We start from the raw sequence: 16,785 nt of genomic DNA, 5'->3' as shown, positions 1-16,785 counted from the left end.
TATGAAGTTCGTGCAGAGGTACTGGGGCCTGATCCTGCTCGCGTTGCTACTGACCATGTGGTGGACATGGCAAGTCGGGCCGCCCGTCCTCTACGCCCTGTCCGGCCTGGTGATCTTCTGGTCCTTGTTCACGGCACCCGCCTGGTGCGGCGCCGAGAACAGCAAGAACTCCAAGGAGAGGTACTGCCGCAACAACTCGTACGGGCTCATGTTCGGCTGCCACCTGCGTAAGCATCGCTGGCAGAAGTTCAAGCTTCTCTTCTACAACCGGCGCTGGGCGGACTTCAGTAGAGGACTTTGGGCTTCTACCCCCGCCCGCCTTGCCACCGTGTCCGGGGTGATCGGCACCGTCTCGGCCGTCGCTACGGGCGTGAGGGACTTCGGCCCGATGGTCCTGTAAGCGGGTCACGCTTGCCGCGTCGGCAACGACACCAAGGGCACCACGCCGGGAGATCCACTCCCATCTCGCTCCCAAATTCGGACACCAAAAGGTCAAGGGCGGTCGCCGAAGTTCCGGCGACCGCCCTTGACCTGCATTTTACGTTGGTGGAGCTGTGGGGATTTGAACCCCAGACCCCCTCGATGCGAACGAGGTGCGCTACCAGACTGCGCCACAGCCCCAACCCCGCCTCGGGTTTCCCCCGGCGGAACGTGGACAACATTAACAGGCCCGCGGACCCGCACGCGAATCACCCCCCGCGTGTCACGCGGAGTCCGGCCGCCGCAGCTGGCCGGGGCCGCCGCCGGCCTGGTAGGGGCGGCCGCGCAGGCCCGGTGAGCGGTAGGAGACGGAGCCGCCGCGGGGCTTGGCCGGGGGTGGCGGTGGGCCGGCCGTGCCGTCGGCCGCGGCGGGCAGGTCGGTGTCCGGGCCGCGGTCCAGGCCCATCGCGGCCCGGCGGATCGCCTCGCGCTGGGCGGCGAGGCGCAGCCGGTCGGCCCGGCGGGCCTCGGCGCGGCGTCGCTGTTCCTGCCGGACCTCGGCCTGGCGCCGGGCCAGCCACGCGGCCTCACGGGCCTCCTGGCGGCGCCGGCGGCGTTCCGTTATGGCGCGGTTTCGCAGGTGCACGACGTAGACGACGAGCAGGGCGCCGGTCACCGAGACGCTGATCCAGAAGCCGGGGCCGACGACCGCGACGCCGAGCAGTTGTACGCCGTTGAGGAGGACGAGCGCGGCGAGGACGCGCCGGCGCCGGGTGACGGCGGTGGCCTGCCGGCGGCGGCGCGCGGGACGCCGCGGTGCGCGCCGGGCGCCGTCCGGGACCAGCCGCAGTGATCGGCGCCGGCCCCGCCGGCCGCCGGGGCGGCCGGATCCGGGTGGGCCGGACACCGGAGTGGACGACTCAATCCTCGCAGAGCTGGACAAACCCGCATGATCAGGCGAAGATGGCACGGAACTGCCGGAATCCGGCGGCATCAGATGCCGGGGCGGGTTGATCGGGCGTCGTCCGGGCACGGTGCGGCGACGGCGGCGGCGCTCAAGCACCCTGGCCGTCGACTGCGCCCGCTCCGCCACCTGGCGCTCGGTTGCGTCGTACCGGCGGACCAGCGCCGGCGCGAGGGCGAGCAGCCCGGCGGCAGCGAGGACGGCGAGGAGCACCGAGGTCGGCACCCTCAACCCTCCCGTCACCCCATCGACGACCGCATGATCGCCGTCAAGTCCCAGTTCTTCGAGGTTACGGGGGCCTCAGGAGCAAAACGGTACGGCGCGCCGACCGTACCCCGGTAAAAAGATCATGCGGTGTGCTGGCGCAGCCGGTGCCACCGGCGCAGCAGGCCGCCCTCGGTGAGGACATCTTCGCTGGTCAGCGAGTATCCGATGTGATCGCGCCACGCGCCGTCGATGTGCATGTAGCGCGCGTGGTAAGCCTCCTCACGAAAACCGAGCTTCTCCACGACGCGCCGGGAGGGCTTGTTCTCGGGGCGGATGTTGACCTCGACGCGGTGCAGCCCGGCCGGGCCGAACGCATGGTCCACGGTGAGCGCCAGCGCGGTCGGGATGATGCCCCGGCCGGCCACCCGCGAGTCGACCCAGTAGCCGATGTACGCGGAGCAGAACGCGCGCCGCACGATGTTGCCCAGGTTGATGTGCCCGACCAGGCGTTCCGGCCGGCCGGGCTCGCGCAGGCAGACCGCGAACGGCATGCTCTCGCCGCGCCGCGCGGACCGGCGCATGTCCTGGTAGACGTACCGGAAGGCGGCGGTGGAGTTGAGCTCGTGCCACGGGCCGGGCGGCGCCGACTCCCACGGCGACAGCCAGGCCCGGTTCGCGATGCGCACCTCGGACCAGGCGGCCGCGTCGGAGCGCCGGTACGGCCGCAGCAGCACCGGCCCGTCGGCCAGCATGACCGGCCACCCGGGAGTGTCCCCCCAGATCACTCGGTCACCGCCGCCGGTCGAGCAGCAACACGTCCACGGTGGAGCCCGCGGCGGCGCTGGTCACCCGCTCCCCCAGCACGAGCAGGCCGTTCGCCTCCGACATGCCGGACAACGTGTACGGCCCACCGGCCAGCGGCTGCACCGTGTAGCCGCCGCCGCGCCGCTCGGCCACGTGCGCGGGCCGGAACTCGCGCAGGCCGCCCGGCGACGAGACGGTCTCCAGCAGGTGCGCCCGCACGCTCGGCCGGAACACCGGCTCCGCGCCCGCGAGCAGCTGGATCGCCGGCCGGGCGAGCACCTCGAAACCGACCAGTGCGGCGCCTGGGTCCCCGGGCAGACATATGATCGGCACCTCCTCGGCACCGACCGTACCGAATCCGAGCGCGGTTCCGGGATAGAGCGCCACATCGGTGAACGTGACCGGTCCGGTGCGCCCGACGTCACGCCGGGAGAGTATCCGTCGGACCATGTCGCCGGGGCCGGTTCCGGTGCCTCCGGTGGTGATCAGCAGGTCGGCGCGGAGCGTCTGGTCCTCCAGCAGCGTGCGCAGGCCCTCCGGGTCGTCGTCGCAGATGCCCAGCCGGTACGCGAGCGAGCCGGCCTCGACCGCGGCCGCGGTGAGCGCGTGCGAGTTCGCGTCGACGACCTGGCCGGGCTGGCTGGCCCGGCCCACCTCGACCAGCTCGTCGCCGGTCGCGACCACGACCACGCGCGGGCTGGGCCGCACCACGACGTGCCCGATCCCGGACGCGGCGAACACCGCGACCAGGGCCGGGCTGACGTAGGAGCCCGCGCGGGCGAGGACCGAGCCGGCCGGCAGTTCCTCGCCGGCGCGGCGCAGCCCGTACCCCCGCTTGGGGGCCTGGTAGATCTCGACGGCGGCCATCCCCTGGTCGGTCCACGGGACCGGCACCACCACGTCCGCGCCCATCGGCAGCGGCGAACCGGCCGCGACCGAGAAGCACGCGCCGGGCGTGAGCCGGACCGGGCGCCAGCTGGCGGCGCCGAGGTCGCCGACGACGTTGAGGCGGACCGGCCGCGGGTCCGGCACCCGGCCCTCGTGCATGCCGAAGGCGGGGTGCGAACCGCTGCGGCCGGCCGCAGCGATGTCCTCCCAGCGCGCCGCGTACCCGTCGATGGCCGCCTGGTCGAAGGCGGGCACCGGATGCGGGCTGGTCACGTCCTCCGCGAGCACGTTCCCGTACGCCTGGGTGAGGTCGAGGTCGAGCGGGGGCAACGGCCGTAACCTGCGCAGCACGCTGCCCAGGTAGTCGGCGAGTGGCGTCAGCTCGTTAGCGGCCGCCTCGGCGTCGGCCGTCGCGGTCATCCGGTTTGTCCTCCGACGTAGTCGCCCAGCCAGGCGCGGAACGCCGGGCCGATGTCGTCCCGCTCGGCCGCGAGCTGCACCACGGTCTGCAGGTAGCCGAGCGGCATGCCGGTGTCGTACCGGGTGCCGCGGTAGACGATGCCGTGCACCGGGGTACCCTCGGCCAGCAGCGTGGCCATCGCGTCGGTGAGCTGGATCTCGCCGCCGCTGCCGGGCTTCGTCTCCTTGATGACGTCGAAGATCTTGCCGGGGAGCACGTAGCGGCCGACGACCGCGTAGTTGCTCGGCGACTCCTCCTTCGACGGCTTCTCCACCAGGCCGGTCACCCGGACCACCTCGCCGTGCTCGGCGAAGCCGTCGGCCGGGGCGACCGAGGCGATGCCGTACCGGGAGACCTCGTCGTCCGGCACCTCGATGAACGCCAGCACGATGCCGCCGGTCCGGGCCTGCAGGTCGAGCATGGCGGGCAGCAGCGGCTTGTCCTCCTCGACGAACTCGTCGCCGAGCAGCACCGCGAACGACTCCTCGCCGACGTGCGAGGCGGCGGTGCCGACCGCGTGGCCGAGGCCGAGCGGCTCGCCCTGGCGCACCGTGTAGATGTCCGCGAGCTCGCTGGTCCGGCGCACCTCGTGGAGGCGCTTGTCGTCGCCCTTGGTGCGCAGCCGCTCCTCGATGTCCGGGCGGCGGTCGAAGTGGTCGACCATCGAGGTCTTGCCACGGCCGGTCACCAGCAGCACGTCGGTGATGCCGGCGGCCGCGGCCTCCTCCACGATGAACTGCAGCACCGGCCGGTCGACCACGGGCAGGAGTTCCTTGGGTACGGCCTTGGTCGCGGGCAGGAACCGGGTCGCGAGTCCGGCGGCGGGGATGACCGCCTTGACGGCTCGGCGGCCTGGGGTGGCCTGCGGGGTGTCTGTCGTGGTCATGGCTCGGGTCACGGCACCTTCGCTGAGGGTGGGGTCCGACATGCCGCGAGACTATCGGCCACGGCTCTGCCGCGGCGTCTGCGGTCCCGACGGCACGCCGGAGGACGTCGCGGCTGCCCCCTCATCATCTGCCCCATCGGCCTCACCCGCCACCGAAACAGGATTAAGACGGACATCAAGCTCAGAATCCAGCGCCAGCAGCGGTACGGCCGGGACCGTCACGACCGTGGGTTCACGCGGCGGTGGCGGCGCACACACCCGGTACGTGTCGCGCCCGGCCCGCTTCGCCGCGTAGACCGCCTCGTCCGCCGCGTCCAGCACGCGCTGCGCGGACGCGCCGTGCCGCGGGTAGACCGCGATCCCGATCGAGACCGTGACCGGCACCCGCAGCCGCTCGCCGACCGGCACCGGGCTGTCCCGCACCGCCGCGCCGAGCCGCTCCGCGACCGTGGCCGCGCCGTCCGCGTCCGTCTCCGGCAGCAGCACCACGAACTCCTCGCCGCCCTGCCGGAAGGCCAGGTCGACCTCGCGCAGCCCGGCCCGTACCCGGCGGGCGAACTCGACCAGCACCGCGTCGCCGACCGCGTGCCCGTGCGTGTCGTTGACGGCCTTGAAGTGGTCCAGGTCCAGCACCAGCACGGCCAGGGTGCGCCCGAACCGGCTGGCCCGTTCCACCTCGCGCCGGATCGACTCCTGCAGGTAGCGGTAGTTCCACAGCCCGGTGACCGGGTCGGTCAGCGACAGCCGCTGCGCCTCCTCGTGCACCCGCACGTTCTCCACCGCGACCGCGGCCTGCCCGGCGAACGTGCGCAGCGTGCCCAGGTCCACGTCGTCGAAGTCGTCCGCGCCGAGCCGGTCGTAGAGCGCCAGCACGCCGGTCGCGGCCGGCCCGCTGTCCGCGGCCGCGTCGTCGTGCGGCGGGCAGAACGGCACCGCCACGTACGTGCGGCAGCGCGGCTCCTCCGGGCAGAGCGGCTCGCCGTCCGGGTGGACCCGCCCGCGGCGCGGCTCCGCGGTCGCGGCGACCGCGCCGAGCAGGCCCCGTCCGACCGCGATCCGCAGCGCGGCCGGTTCCGCGTGCGGCGTCCGGTCGCCGAGCCCGTCCGCGCACCGGCCGACCAGGTGGCCGGTCTCCGGGTCGTGCAGCAGCACCAGACCGGCCCGCGCGCCGGTGGCCACCATCGCGGTGCGCAGCAGCACCCGCAGGATCCGGTCCAGGTCGTGCGTGCCGGACAGCGTCTCGCCGAGCGTGCGCAGGTTGCGACGCAGCTGGTCGCGGCCGGCGGTGAGCGCCTGCACGTACGCCTGGGTCTCCCGGGTCATCCGGTTGAACGCGCCGCCGAGCCGGGCCACCTCGTCGTGCCCGCGCACCGGCACCCGGGTGTCCAGGTCGCCGCCGGCCACCCGGTCCGCGGCCCGGACCAGCTCGGCCAGCGGCCGGGTGGTGGAGCGGGCCAGCGCGGCGGCGACGAGCACGGCGAGCGCGCCGGCCAGCAGCACGATGCCGAGCAGCACGGCGAAGAGGTCGCGGCGGTCCGGAGCGGGCACCGAGACGGCCAGCGGCAGCGGCTGGCCGGGGACCGGGCCGAGGCGGCGCAGGTACCGGCCGTCGCCGGAGACCGCGGTCCGGTCGCCGGTCAGCCAGCGCACCGACGCGGGGCCGGCCGGTGCGGCGCCGTCCCGCGGTGCCGCACCCGCGGCGTCGTCCAGCAGCGTGACGCCGCCGCCGGTCGCGGCCGCCAGCCGGCGCACCAGCGTGCCGTCCACCGCCTGCACCACGTAGACCACGGCGACCCGGAGCCCGAACCCGTCGCGGATCTCGACCCGGGCGGTGATCGCGCGCGGCGGGCCGCCGGACGGCTCCGGCGCGGCGCAGTCGGCCCACGGTGACGCGGGTAGTCCCGCGGTGGTCAGCTGCGGCGCGCCGGTCGCGTCCACCACCTGCACGGCGGTGGCCAGGCCGCGGGAGACGACGAGTTCGGCCAGGCCGGCGCGCTGGCCCGGGTCGGGGAGCACGGCGAGCGCGGACGCGCTGGCGGCGAGCCGCTCGCAGAGCGCACCGATCTCGGTGCGGACCGCGCCCGCGGCCAGCTCGAGCCGCTCGTGCGCCCGGTCCCGGCCGAGCGCGTCCACCGCGCCGCCGACGAAGACGGCGCCGAGCAGCACCGGGCCGAGCACCACCGCGAGGAAGGCGGAGGTCAACCGTCCGCGCAGGGTCACGCCTCTCCCCCCATGACGCCGAGCCCGTTAGCTGCGATGCTGGCACAGGACGACCCGATTGCCAGGGTTGTGACTGGAGTGTTGCGTGCCGGATTTTTCGGATCAAGACGACTTTGTGGTGAAGGCCGGCAAGACCTCGGTACGGGGCCGGCTGCTGGCCGCCCGGCGGGCGCTGCCGGAGGAGAGCCGCCGTGCCGCGGCCGCGCGGGTCCGCCGCGCGCTGGGTGACCTGATAGCGGCGGAGCGGCCCGCGGTGGTCGCCGGCTACGTGCCGGTCGGCGCGGAACCGGGCGGCGCGGGCCTGCCGGACGTGCTCACCCGGATGCTGCATCCGGACGGCACGCTGCTGCTCCCGGTCCTGCTGCCGGACCTCGACCTGGACTGGGCCGAGTACGCGGGGCCCGCGTCGCTCACCCCGACCGGGCGCGGGCTGCGCGAGCCCTCCGGCCGCAGGCGGGGTCCGCGGGCGGTCGCGGACGCCGAGCTGGTGATCGTGCCCGCGCTCGCGGTCGACCGGCGTGGCGTGCGTCTCGGCCGGGGCGGCGGATCCTACGACCGCGCGCTGGCCCGGTGCGGCGCCGCGCTGGTGGTGGCGCTGCTGCACGACGACGAGCTGGTCGACGAGCTGCCCGCCGAACCGCACGACCGGCGCGTCCAGGGCGTGATCACCCCGGCCGGCGGGTTCGTCCGGGTGGGGTGAGAGCCACCTCGCTGGACGCGGGCCACCCCGATGACGGATCATTGGCACTCGGAATTCCGGAGTGCCAATCACGCGAAGATCCTGCGGAGGGGAACGTGCCCACCTACCAGTACGCCTGCACCGAGTGCGGCCACCAGCTCGAGGCGGTGCAGTCGTTCAGCGACGAGCCGCTGACCGAGTGCCCGGCCTGCCAGGGGCGCCTGCGCAAGCTGTTCAACTCGGTGGGCATCGTGTTCAAGGGCTCCGGGTTCTACCGCACCGACTCGCGCGGCGGCGGCACCGCGGCCGAGTCCGGCAAGCCGGCCGCGTCCTCGACGGAGACGAAGAGCACCTCGGAGACGAAGAGCGACAGCGCGGCGAAGCCCGCCGCGGCCGCCTCCGGCAGCTCCTCGACGACCACGTCCGGCAGCACGGCAGCCAGCGGTTCGTAACCCGCCGTCCACAGAACGCGCGAGTTATCCACAGATCCCCACGTTATCCACAGGCTGACATCCCCAGCCTGTGGATAACTTTTTGTCACCTCACCAGTGCGGTGGGCGGTCCTCCAGCAGGCGGTCGTCGTTACCGCCGCCGGTGTAGTCTCCCCAGCCCCGGTCCGTGTCGTCGGACGTCTGGTCCGGGAGCACGGGCAGGTCGTCGTCGACCAGGTCGACGGTGCGCTCGTCGTCGATGCCGGCACGCGGCTCAAGCTCCGGATTCACGCGCACAGCGTACCCACCCGAAGATGTCCGGCATGCCCCGCCGGTGGGTCCCCCGGGTAGCGCGTTGGTAGCGTCAGACGGCGTGCGCACCCCCGACGATGACAGCCCCTGGCGGGACGTCTCCGGCTCGCCCCCGTCCGCCGCCGAGACCGGGTACACCGGGCCGCCGCCGCAGGCCTACCCGGCGCCGGACTGGCGGCCGCCGACGCTGCGGCCGTCCCCGCCGCCACGCCGGCTGCCCGCACAGGACACGCAGGCGCTCGACGCGGCCGAGTCCCGCGCGCGCGGCCTGAGCTACGGCGTCGGGATCGGCGCGCTCGTCGTGATGGTGATCGCGCTCTGCGCCGTCTGCGGGCGCTTCCTGTTCTAGATCTTCCAGTTCATCGCGGCGCCGGTGTCACCGGTCATCACCACGAAGTAGCCGGTGATGACCGCGAGCACCACCGCGACCACGCCCAGCCCCACGGTGACCGCCCTCGGCGTGCCGGCCCGCCGGCTGAGCAGCAGCAGCGCGCCGGTGACCAGACCGAGACCGAGCGAGAAGAAGAACGTCCGCTGGCCGTACGAGGCGTGCTCACCGATCTGGTCCAGGAACTGCTCCGGCGTGCCGTCCGCCTCGCGCATCTCGTAGAACGCGTTACCGGAGATCATCGAGAACAGCGCGGAGAGCGGCGCCACCACCGCGAGCAGCGCGACCGCCCAGTCGATCCGCGCCCGGACCGCCGGCCACACCGCGAAGACGATCGCCCCCAGCGCGAGCAGGGGCACGAAGACAACCGCCGCATGCACCAGAAGCACATGCGCCGGCATGCCGTTGATGGTCTCGAACACGATGACTCCTCAGGCCGTTCCGCGTTTGCTACGTCATCACAGTCACCACCTGATCGGTCCGGTTCCCGATCTTGCCTGACATTCCGCTGATGTGTTCGCGACCACCACCTGTGAGCAGCGCTCTTGAGCCGTACGCGGTGACGTGTTGTCATGGTTGGATGCCTACCGCGGACGAGCAGCTGCGCACGCACGGGCTGAGGGTGACCCGCCCTCGGCTCGCCGTGCTCGACGTGCTCGCCACCGGCGGCCACCTGGAGGTCGAGGAGATCGCCCGGCAGGTCCGGTTGCGCCTCGACTCCGTCTCCACCCAGGCGATCTACGACGTGCTGGGCGCGCTGTCCCGGGCCGGCCTGGCCCGGCGCCTGGAGCCGGCCGGCAGCCCGGCCCGCTACGAGGCCCGCACCGGCGACAACCACCACCACGTGGTCTGCCGCGGCTGCGGCCAGGTCGCGGACGTCGACTGCGTGGTGGGCGAGGCTCCCTGCCTGGACCCGCACAACACCTCCGGCTTCGAGGTCGACGAGGCCGAGGTCACCTTCTGGGGCCTCTGCCCCACCTGCCAGTCCCGCCGCTCCGCCGAGCGGTAACCACGCCGCCGCCCGGCCGCCCCGCAGCCATTCTCAGCTCTGCTTACCTGGACAAAACGCCCCGAACAACACGCCGACTGGCGCCAATTCGCGCCGTTTCGTCCAGGTAAGCAGAGCAAATAATGCCCGAAGATCCCCGCGGTCCCGGTCAGCGTCACATCACCGTCCGCCGCTCCCGCCGGAGACCGGTCGGCCGTCGGCCGGCCTCCCTGCCGCTCGCGCGGTGCCAGGGCGGCACGGCGGCCGCCGGCGGTCCGGCGTCGCCGGCCGCCGGCGGAGACCCGCGTGGTCAGTCCTCGTCGGCGGCGCGCGGCCGGGGTGCCGGGTCGGGGTGCAGCGTGGACTCGACGGCGGACCACGGGTCCTTCGGCTCGGCGGTGGCGCCGGCCGGGCAAACCGCGCGGAAGTCGCACCAGGAGCAGAGCCGGCCGGGCGTGGTCGGGAAGGCCTCGTCCGGGTCGGTGCCGGTGGTGAGCGCGGCCTCCGCGGCCATGATGTCCTGGGCGGTGTCCTCGGCGCGGCGGACCTGGCGGGCCAGCGACTCGTCGGTGTGCTCGTGCGCGGTGACCGTGCCGGACGGCAGGTGGTGCAGCTCGACCCGGTGGCAGGGCGCGTGGAAGACCTTCTCCGCGGCGAACGCGTAGAGCGCCAGCGCCTGGGAACCGCGGGCGTCGTCCGGTCCGGTGCCGGAACGGCCGGTCTTGTAGTCGACAATGACCAGCTCACGGCGGCCGTCCGCGGTGAGCCGGGCGTCGATCCGGTCGGCGCGGCCGCTCAGCGCGAGCACGGTGGTGCGGGCGGCCACGGTCCGCTCGACGCCGACCGGCTCGACCGCCGGGTCCAGGCCGGCCAGGTATCCGTCGAGCCACGCCAGCGCGGCCCGCCACGCCGCACGCTCCTGCTCGACGTCGCGGTATCCCTCCCGTACCCAGGTGGCCTTGAGCAGGGTCGGCAGCACGCCGGGACGGCGGCGGTCGGCGGGCAGGTCGAACCAGTTCTTCAGCGCGGTGTGCACGCTCGCGCCGAGCGAGTTGTGGCCCCACGGCGGGCCCTTCGGCGGCGTGGGGCGGTCGACGTACGCGTACCGGTAGCGCCGCGGGCAGTCGATGAACGACCCGAGCTTGCTGGGGGTGCAGACGAAGAGCCGCTGCGGCATGCCGGGGAACCCGAGCTGCTCGGGCACCGCGGACCGGCCGGTGGACGAAGACCTGCGCACCCCTGCGATCCTGCCAGGCGGGTACGACGGTTACATCGCCTGGCTGGTGTACTGGGTCACGAACGCGGCCACCGAGTCCGCGATGAGCTGCACCGCGATCGCGGCGAGCAGCAGGCCGGCGATCCGGGTCAGCACCTCGATGCCACCCGGCCGGAGCACCCGGACGATCACGTCGGAGAAGCGCAGGACCAGCAGCACCACCAGCATCACGGCCACGATCCCGGCGCCGATCGCGACAAAGTCCGCGGTGTTCTCGCCGTTCTGCACGAACAGCATGGTGGCCACGATCGCACCCGGGCCGGCCAGCAGCGGTACGCCCAGCGGCACCAGCGCCACGTTCGAGGTGGCCTGCCGGTCGGACACGTCGTCGGTCTTGCCGGTGAGCAGTTCCAGCGCGATGAGGATCAGCAGCAGGCCGCCGGCGCCCTGCAGCGCGGGCAGGTCCACGTGCAGGTAGTCGAGCAGCGTCTGGCCGAGCAACGCGAACACGACGATGACGCCGAAGGCCAGCGCGACCGCCTGCCGCCCGGCCTTGCGCCGGTCGCGCTTCGGCAGCGCGCCGGTCAGTGCCAGGAAGATCGGCACCATGCCCGGCGGGTCCACGATGACCAGCAAGGTCACGAACACCTCGCCGAACAGCTTGAGATCCACACGGTCACGCTACCCGTGATCAACTTGGCTCAGAGCGGCGGGACTCCGGACGCGGCCGTCACGATCTTGTCGAGCACCTCCGGCGCGGTGGTGAACGCGCCCAGCCGGACCGTCTTGTGCGTACCGTGGAAGTCGGAGGAACCGGTCACCACCAGGCCGAGCCGATCCGCGAGCCGGCGCACGTGTTCGCGTTCGTCCACCGAGTGGTCCTCGTGGTCGGCCTCCAGGCCGAACAGCCCGGCCGCGGCCAGTTCGGTGATCATCGAGTCCGGCACGATCCGGCCGCGCCGGGTGGCACGCGGGTGGGCGAGGACCGGCACGCCGCCGGCCGCGCGGACCAGGCGCACCGCGGTGAAGACGTCGATGTCCGCCTTCGGCAGCCGGTAGCGGCGGCCGAGCCACTGCGGGCCGAACGCCTCGGACGTGGTGGTGACCAGCCCGGCCCGGATCAGCGCGGCCGCGATGTGCGGGCGTCCGACCGAGCCGCCGGCCGCGTACTCCATCACCTCGGCCCAGCTCACGCCGATGCCGTCGGCGCGCAGCAGCTCGACGATCGCCTCGCCGCGCCGTTCCCGGTCGGCCCGCACCCGGGTCAGCTCGCCGGTCAGCGCCGCGTCCGCGGGATCGATCAGGTACGCCAGCAGGTGCAACCCGATCCCCGCCGGCTCGCCGTGCCACCGGCAGGAGATCTCCGCGCCCCGGATCAGCGTCAGCCCGTCCGGGCGCGCCACGGCCGCCTCGGCCCAGCCGGCCGTGGTGTCGTGGTCGGTGATCGCCATCACGGTCAGTCCGGCCGCGGCGCCGGCCCGGACCAGCTCGGCCGGGCGGAGCGTGCCGTCACTGGCGGTGGAGTGCGTGTGCAGATCGATGCGCGGAGTCACCCGTCGAGTCTGCCTCAGTGCCCTATCGGGTACGGGAGCCCGGCACCGCGCCCAGCCTCGGCACGTACTGCCAGCCGGTGCCGACGTCCGCGGGCAGCGCCACGGTGCCGCGCGTGCCGTCCGCCCGGCAGGTGACCGCCGTCCGGTCCGCGCCGGCCAGCAGCGTGTCCGCGGAGATCCACACCGCGGCCGTGCCGGTCGGTGCCGCGCAGACCGCCGTGCCCTGCTCGCCGCCGAGCAGCCGGTCCACGCCGGCCATCCGGAAGCCGTCGTCGCCGGCCTGGTAGACGTGGCTGCCGTCGGTGGACAGGCGCACCCCCGGGTCCCCGTCCGTGGTCAGGCCGAGCGCGCAGCCCCCGGTCGTCCCGATGGTCAGCGTGGCGTCGCTCGTGGCCAGCCGGGCCAGGCACACCCGGTCGCCGTCGGCCTCGCGGACCAGCGCGGTGGTGGCACCGTCCGCGCGCGGCCCGAGCACGGTCAGCACCCGCGGCTCGAAGGCCGGCACGGCCGGCGCGGCCGGGTCGAACAGCGCGTGTCCCCCGTCGTCCGCCCGGATCAGCACGCCGTCGCCGACGAACCCGACCGGGCGCGATCCGGCCGCGATCGGCGCGCCGGCCGTCACCGCCAGCCCGCGCGTGGTCAGGGCGCCGACGTGCAGCCGGCCGTCGGCGACGAACGCGATCCGCTCGCCGGCCGGGTCGAGCGCCCAGTCGTCGCCGTTGCCGCTGAGCGCCTTCGTGGTGCCGTCCTCCAGCAGCAGCAGCCGGACGCCGAGCTCGCCGCCGTACACCCAGCCGATCGGCACCCGGTAGGCGCGGGTGACGCTCCCCACACCGGGCAGTGTCACGACCGACCCGCCGGTGGTCCACAGCCGGTCACCGACGCGGATGTCCAGGTCGATGCCGGTGAGCCGGCTGCCGACGTCGCGGCGGTCGGCGGTGGCGGACCCGTTCGCACCGCGCTCGGCCTCGGCCACCGCGGGTGGTGACGGCACCGCGCTGGGCGCCTCCACCGCCGCGCCGTTGGGAAGCATGCCGGTGGGTGTGCCCCCGTCGCCGCCGCGGAGCACGCCGAGCCCGTAGACGGACGTGCCGACCAGCAGCGCCGCGGCCGTGGAGGCGACCGTCAGCCGGCGGCGGCGGAGCACCCGCGCGCGGGCGATGGCACGGGTCGCGGGATCGTCCGCGGACGGCGCGTTCTGCGTGGTGGCCGCGAAGAGGTCGCGAAGCCGGTCCTCGAGCACCGGACTCACCGCCCCTCCCGTGCGAACTGCGGCCGGGGCGCGGGCGCCGGCGCGGGGGCCGGGTGCGGGCGGGTGGGCAGCGGCCGCGTCGGGAGCACCGGCTCGCGGTGCGACCCGGTGGCGGACGGGTCCGGCACCGGCACGCCGGAGTCCGGGTCGATGCCCTCGGCCGCCAGGCGCTGGCGCAGCGCGTTCAGCGCCCGGAACGTCTGGCTCTTCACCGTGCCGGGCGAGATGTTCAGCAGCGTCGCGGTCTGCGCCTCGGACAGGTCCTCGTAGAAGCGCAGCACCAGCACGGCCCGCTGCCGGGTGGGCAGCGCCCGCACGTGCCGCCAGAGCGCGTCCCGCTCCAGCTGCGCCTCGATCTCGTCCGGCGCCGCGCGCTCCGGCAGCACCTCGGTCGGGCGCTCGCCGTGCCAGCGGCGACGCCACCAGCTGGTCGCGGTGTTGACCAGGACGCGGCGCGCGTACGGCTCGACCGCCTCGATCCGCCCGAGCCGCCGCCACGCCAGGTACGTCTTGGTGAGCGCGGTCTGCAGCAGATCCTCCGCCGTGGCCCAGTCCCCGGCCAGCAGGTACGCGGTGCGCAGCAGCGCGCCGGACCGGGCCGAGACGAAGTCGCGGAACTCGTCGTCCACCCGGTTGGCGACGACGTGCAGGTCTCGATCGGCGCTGACCGGCGCCGCCTCCGAGTCACCCTCCATCGTCACCCTCCCCGCGCGCGTCAAGCAGTCCCAGACAGACTCACACGACACGGGGAGCGATATCTATGGGCGAACGGCTGATTCGCGGACGGGTCAGGCGTCGTCGCCGGGGTCCGCGTTCTTGCCGAGCCGGGCCTCGACGGCCTGCGGCTCGTACATCTCCTCGACCACGCGCAGGTAGAGCTCGTTCGGGTTGGGCAGGTGCTTGACCTCGCGCAGCGCCTGGTCCTGACCGGCCGACTCCAGCACGAACGTGCCGTAGTTCAGCATGCGGCCGACCGGGGACTGCTCGTACTTCATGTCCGTGACCCGGGCCAGCGGCATCATCGCCACCTTGCGGGTGATGATGCCGTTGACGACCATCACCCGCTTGTTGGTCAGGATGAAGCGGTCGAAGTACCAGTCCGCGACGTTCCACGCCACCCAGCCCATCACGCCGAGCCAGACGATCACCGCGACCGTGGTGAACCCGCTCGCCGACTCCTGTCTGGCCAGGAAGCCGGACAGGTAGCCGAGCAGGAACGTGGCCGCGGCACCGATCAGCAGCGGTGTCCACAGGTGAACCCAGTGCCGTTTCCACTCGCCCCGGTATCGCTCGGTGGGGAAGAGGTAACGCGCGACCAGCGTGGTGGGCTCGTCCTCCAGCGGAAGGACGCGACGCGGCCCCAGCGGCATGCCGGAGGAGTCGACGCGCAGTCCTTCGAACTCTTCCGCCTCGAACTGCGGCGGAACGAACCCGTCGTCGGGGCCGGGAGGCCTCGATGCCGTCGTCATGACCGGCTCAGGCGACCAGGCTGGTGAAGAACTCGCTGAAGCCCTGTGCGATGTCGCCGATCGTGCTGCCCAGAGACTGGAACACGTCGGCTGCCGAGTTCGGCCGGAACGCAACGAAGAAGATCAAAAAGGCGATTCCGAGCCAGGTGAGGATCTTCTTGACCGACATTGCGGGCCATCCCCCTTCGCGGCTGTCAGAGTCCGTTTAGCGCCGCGTACTCAGAGTATCAGTTGCACTTCCGACTGTGAACGAATGACCCAACGCCGGACCATTCACTCAGGGCGTTCACGCCCGTCCATGAAGGTACGGAGACGGGGCACCGTACACAAGCTCGGGTGGCACCCACTCCGACAGATCGTGAAGAACGACATGTTCGGCAAAGAGGTACCCCGCGCTCGCGGGCCAGGCTACCGCATACAGCCACATCCCACGTGCTTCTCCGGCATACGCGCTGCGGTCCGCCGGTGACTTGACGGACCACAGTGGAGTCGGGTGTCCGCCCACCTTGATCTTGGCGTGCGCGCCGCTCGCGCCCGCGATGGCGGAACCGAGCAGCTCCCCGCAGTCCAGGCCGGGCAGCCCGGCCAGCCGGGTGCCGAGGCCCACGCCGGGCTCCTCCGCGACCAGCACGATGTCGGCCGGGCCGTCGGCGAGCGGGGCCGGCCCGCTGTACGCCAGCGCGGTCGCCCGCACCCCGGTCCGCTCGTCGCCGGCCCAGCCGACGCCGGTCACGGTCCACCCGGGCAGCAGCGGCCACGGACACCACAGCGGAATGCGTGAGTGACCGTTCGCGGTATGCGCGGTCACGCTCTCCACTATCTCCGGACCGATGTGCTCGGCCACGTGCAGCGGGGCAACCGGGCCGCAGCCGTCACACCGCCAGTCCGGGTGCATCAGGTCCGGCGGCCGGACCGGGCCCCCGCATCGGGGACAACTCACCGTCACGCCCACAGGACTACGGTGCGTGCCCGCCGCCCCCGCCGTCAAGCGAATCGGGTTTTTCGTCCCCGACCGGGACGGCATGGGCACGGATCCAGGCGTGCATCGCGATACCGCTGGCCACGCCCGCGTTGATCGAACGCGTCGAGCCGTACTGGGCGATGGAGAACACCTGGTCACACGCGTCACGGGCGACATCGGACAGCCCGGGACCCTCCTGACCGAACAGCAGCACGCACCGGCGCGGCAGCACCTCGGACTCCATCGGCCGGGCGCCGGGCAGGTTGTCGATGCCGATCACCGGAAGATCACCCGATCGGGCCCACGCCACGAACTCCTCGATCGTGGGGTGGTGCCGCACGTGCTGGTAGCGGTCGGTGACCATGGCGCCGCGCCGGTTCCAGCGCCGCCGGCCGACGATGTGGACCTCGGCGGCCAGGAACGCGTTGGCGTTGCGCACCACGGTGCCGATGTTCAGGTCGTGCTGCCAGTTCTCGATCGCGACGTGGAAGTCGTGCCGGCGCCGGTCCAGGTCGGCCACCACCGCCTCGCGCCGCCAGTACCGGTAGCGGTCCACGACGTTGCGCCGGTCGCCCTCGGCCAGCAGCTCGGGGTCGTAGCGCGAGTCGTCCGGCCAGGGGCCCGGCCACGGGCCGACGCCCACCTCCAGCCGCGGTTCCGGCTCCTCAGAAGCTTCCACGGGGTCCA

Annotated in this window: 20 protein-coding genes, 1 tRNA gene and 1 pseudogene; 5 read left to right on the top strand and 17 right to left on the bottom strand. The window is 73.3% G+C overall.

Annotated features, from left to right (window positions below; genetic code table 11):
* Position 1: 1 nt before the first annotated feature.
* Positions 2-400: a hypothetical protein gene (locus J2S44_RS22030; RefSeq protein ID WP_310417120.1), complete on the top strand. Its 399-nt coding sequence runs from the start codon at positions 2-4 to the stop codon at positions 398-400.
* A gap of 144 nt (positions 401-544) precedes the next feature.
* Here J2S44_RS22030 and J2S44_RS22025 read toward each other — a convergent pair.
* The 6 genes from J2S44_RS22025 to J2S44_RS22000 form a co-directional block, all read right to left on the bottom strand.
* Positions 545-621, bottom strand: a tRNA-Ala gene (locus J2S44_RS22025).
* A gap of 82 nt (positions 622-703) precedes the next feature.
* Positions 704-1,615, bottom strand: coding sequence for a divisome protein SepX/GlpR (sepX, locus tag J2S44_RS22020; protein WP_310417117.1), 912 nt, complete (start codon positions 1,613-1,615; stop codon positions 704-706).
* Between the two features lie 116 nt (positions 1,616-1,731).
* Positions 1,732-2,343: a GNAT family N-acetyltransferase gene (locus J2S44_RS22015; RefSeq protein WP_310417114.1), complete on the bottom strand. Its 612-nt coding sequence runs from the start codon at positions 2,341-2,343 to the stop codon at positions 1,732-1,734.
* Positions 2,344-2,380: 37 nt separating this feature from the next.
* Positions 2,381-3,703, bottom strand: coding sequence for a molybdopterin molybdotransferase MoeA (locus J2S44_RS22010; RefSeq protein WP_310417111.1), 1,323 nt, complete (start codon positions 3,701-3,703; stop codon positions 2,381-2,383).
* Complete coding sequence (locus J2S44_RS22005) at positions 3,700-4,629, bottom strand: UTP--glucose-1-phosphate uridylyltransferase (protein WP_310417108.1); 930 nt, start codon at positions 4,627-4,629, stop codon at positions 3,700-3,702. The genes J2S44_RS22010 and J2S44_RS22005 overlap by 4 nt, the downstream gene beginning before the upstream one ends.
* A gap of 51 nt (positions 4,630-4,680) precedes the next feature.
* Positions 4,681-6,849, bottom strand: coding sequence for a GGDEF domain-containing protein (locus tag J2S44_RS22000; protein WP_310417106.1), 2,169 nt, complete (start codon positions 6,847-6,849; stop codon positions 4,681-4,683).
* 85 nt (positions 6,850-6,934) lie between these two features.
* On the opposite strand from J2S44_RS22000, the gene J2S44_RS21995 reads away from it, so the two are divergent.
* Entirely contained in the window at positions 6,935-7,549 is a 615-nt protein-coding gene (locus J2S44_RS21995; protein ID WP_310417103.1) for a 5-formyltetrahydrofolate cyclo-ligase, read from the top strand.
* A 95-nt stretch (positions 7,550-7,644) separates the two neighbouring features.
* Positions 7,645-7,980, top strand: a complete 336-nt coding sequence (locus J2S44_RS21990) for an FmdB family zinc ribbon protein (protein ID WP_310417100.1) — start codon at positions 7,645-7,647, stop codon at positions 7,978-7,980.
* Between the two features lie 90 nt (positions 7,981-8,070).
* Here J2S44_RS21990 and J2S44_RS21985 read toward each other — a convergent pair whose 3' ends face one another.
* Positions 8,071-8,250: a hypothetical protein gene (locus J2S44_RS21985; protein ID WP_310417098.1), complete on the bottom strand. Its 180-nt coding sequence runs from the start codon at positions 8,248-8,250 to the stop codon at positions 8,071-8,073.
* An 82-nt stretch (positions 8,251-8,332) separates the two neighbouring features.
* Here J2S44_RS21985 and J2S44_RS21980 point away from each other — a divergent pair, with 82 nt between their 5' ends.
* Positions 8,333-8,620 carry a translation initiation factor 2 gene (locus tag J2S44_RS21980; protein ID WP_310417095.1) on the top strand — a complete coding sequence of 96 codons (288 nt, stop codon included), beginning with the start codon at positions 8,333-8,335 and terminating at the stop codon, positions 8,618-8,620.
* Here the strand turns inward: J2S44_RS21980 and J2S44_RS21975 are convergent.
* Complete coding sequence (locus J2S44_RS21975) at positions 8,617-9,081, bottom strand: DUF2231 domain-containing protein (protein ID WP_310417091.1); 465 nt, start codon at positions 9,079-9,081, stop codon at positions 8,617-8,619. The genes J2S44_RS21980 and J2S44_RS21975 overlap by 4 nt on opposite strands.
* A gap of 158 nt (positions 9,082-9,239) precedes the next feature.
* On the opposite strand from J2S44_RS21975, the gene J2S44_RS21970 reads away from it, so the two are divergent.
* Entirely contained in the window at positions 9,240-9,668 is a 429-nt protein-coding gene (locus J2S44_RS21970; RefSeq protein WP_310417088.1) for a Fur family transcriptional regulator, read from the top strand.
* Between the two features lie 289 nt (positions 9,669-9,957).
* On the opposite strand, the gene J2S44_RS21965 is transcribed toward J2S44_RS21970, so the two are convergent.
* The 9 genes and pseudogenes from J2S44_RS21965 to J2S44_RS21925 all read right to left on the bottom strand — a co-directional run bounded on the left by J2S44_RS21965 (position 9,958) and on the right by J2S44_RS21925 (position 16,777).
* Positions 9,958-10,824, bottom strand: a complete 867-nt coding sequence (locus J2S44_RS21965; RefSeq protein ID WP_374728007.1) for a RecB family exonuclease — start codon at positions 10,822-10,824, stop codon at positions 9,958-9,960.
* Between the two features lie 90 nt (positions 10,825-10,914).
* Positions 10,915-11,535, bottom strand: a complete 621-nt coding sequence (locus tag J2S44_RS21960) for a MarC family protein (protein WP_310417082.1) — start codon at positions 11,533-11,535, stop codon at positions 10,915-10,917.
* Positions 11,536-11,564: 29 nt separating this feature from the next.
* Positions 11,565-12,416, bottom strand: a complete 852-nt coding sequence (locus J2S44_RS21955) for a PHP domain-containing protein (RefSeq protein ID WP_310417079.1) — start codon at positions 12,414-12,416, stop codon at positions 11,565-11,567.
* A gap of 22 nt (positions 12,417-12,438) precedes the next feature.
* Complete coding sequence (locus J2S44_RS21950) at positions 12,439-13,668, bottom strand: hypothetical protein (RefSeq protein WP_310417076.1); 1,230 nt, start codon at positions 13,666-13,668, stop codon at positions 12,439-12,441.
* Complete coding sequence (locus J2S44_RS21945; protein ID WP_310417072.1) at positions 13,665-14,363, bottom strand: SigE family RNA polymerase sigma factor; 699 nt, start codon at positions 14,361-14,363, stop codon at positions 13,665-13,667. The genes J2S44_RS21950 and J2S44_RS21945 overlap by 4 nt, the downstream gene beginning before the upstream one ends.
* Before the next feature lie 93 nt (positions 14,364-14,456).
* Positions 14,457-15,071 (bottom strand): annotated as a pseudogene (locus J2S44_RS21940) (PH domain-containing protein); the annotation flags it as partial.
* Positions 15,072-15,144: 73 nt separating this feature from the next.
* Positions 15,145-15,306, bottom strand: coding sequence for a hypothetical protein (locus J2S44_RS21935; protein WP_306835363.1), 162 nt, complete (start codon positions 15,304-15,306; stop codon positions 15,145-15,147).
* Positions 15,307-15,423: 117 nt separating this feature from the next.
* Positions 15,424-16,161, bottom strand: coding sequence for a DUF6758 family protein (locus J2S44_RS21930; protein ID WP_310417069.1), 738 nt, complete (start codon positions 16,159-16,161; stop codon positions 15,424-15,426).
* On the bottom strand, positions 16,094-16,777 hold the full coding sequence (locus tag J2S44_RS21925) for a TrmH family RNA methyltransferase (RefSeq protein ID WP_310417066.1): 684 nt from the start codon (positions 16,775-16,777) through the stop codon (positions 16,094-16,096). Before J2S44_RS21925 ends, J2S44_RS21930 begins: the two co-directional genes overlap by 68 nt.
* Between the last annotated feature and the right edge of the window lie 8 nt (positions 16,778-16,785).

The organism is Catenuloplanes niger (assembly GCF_031458255.1).
Lineage (GTDB): Bacteria > Actinomycetota > Actinomycetes > Mycobacteriales > Micromonosporaceae > Catenuloplanes > Catenuloplanes niger.
This window is presented reverse-complemented; position numbering and strand designations above follow the sequence as displayed.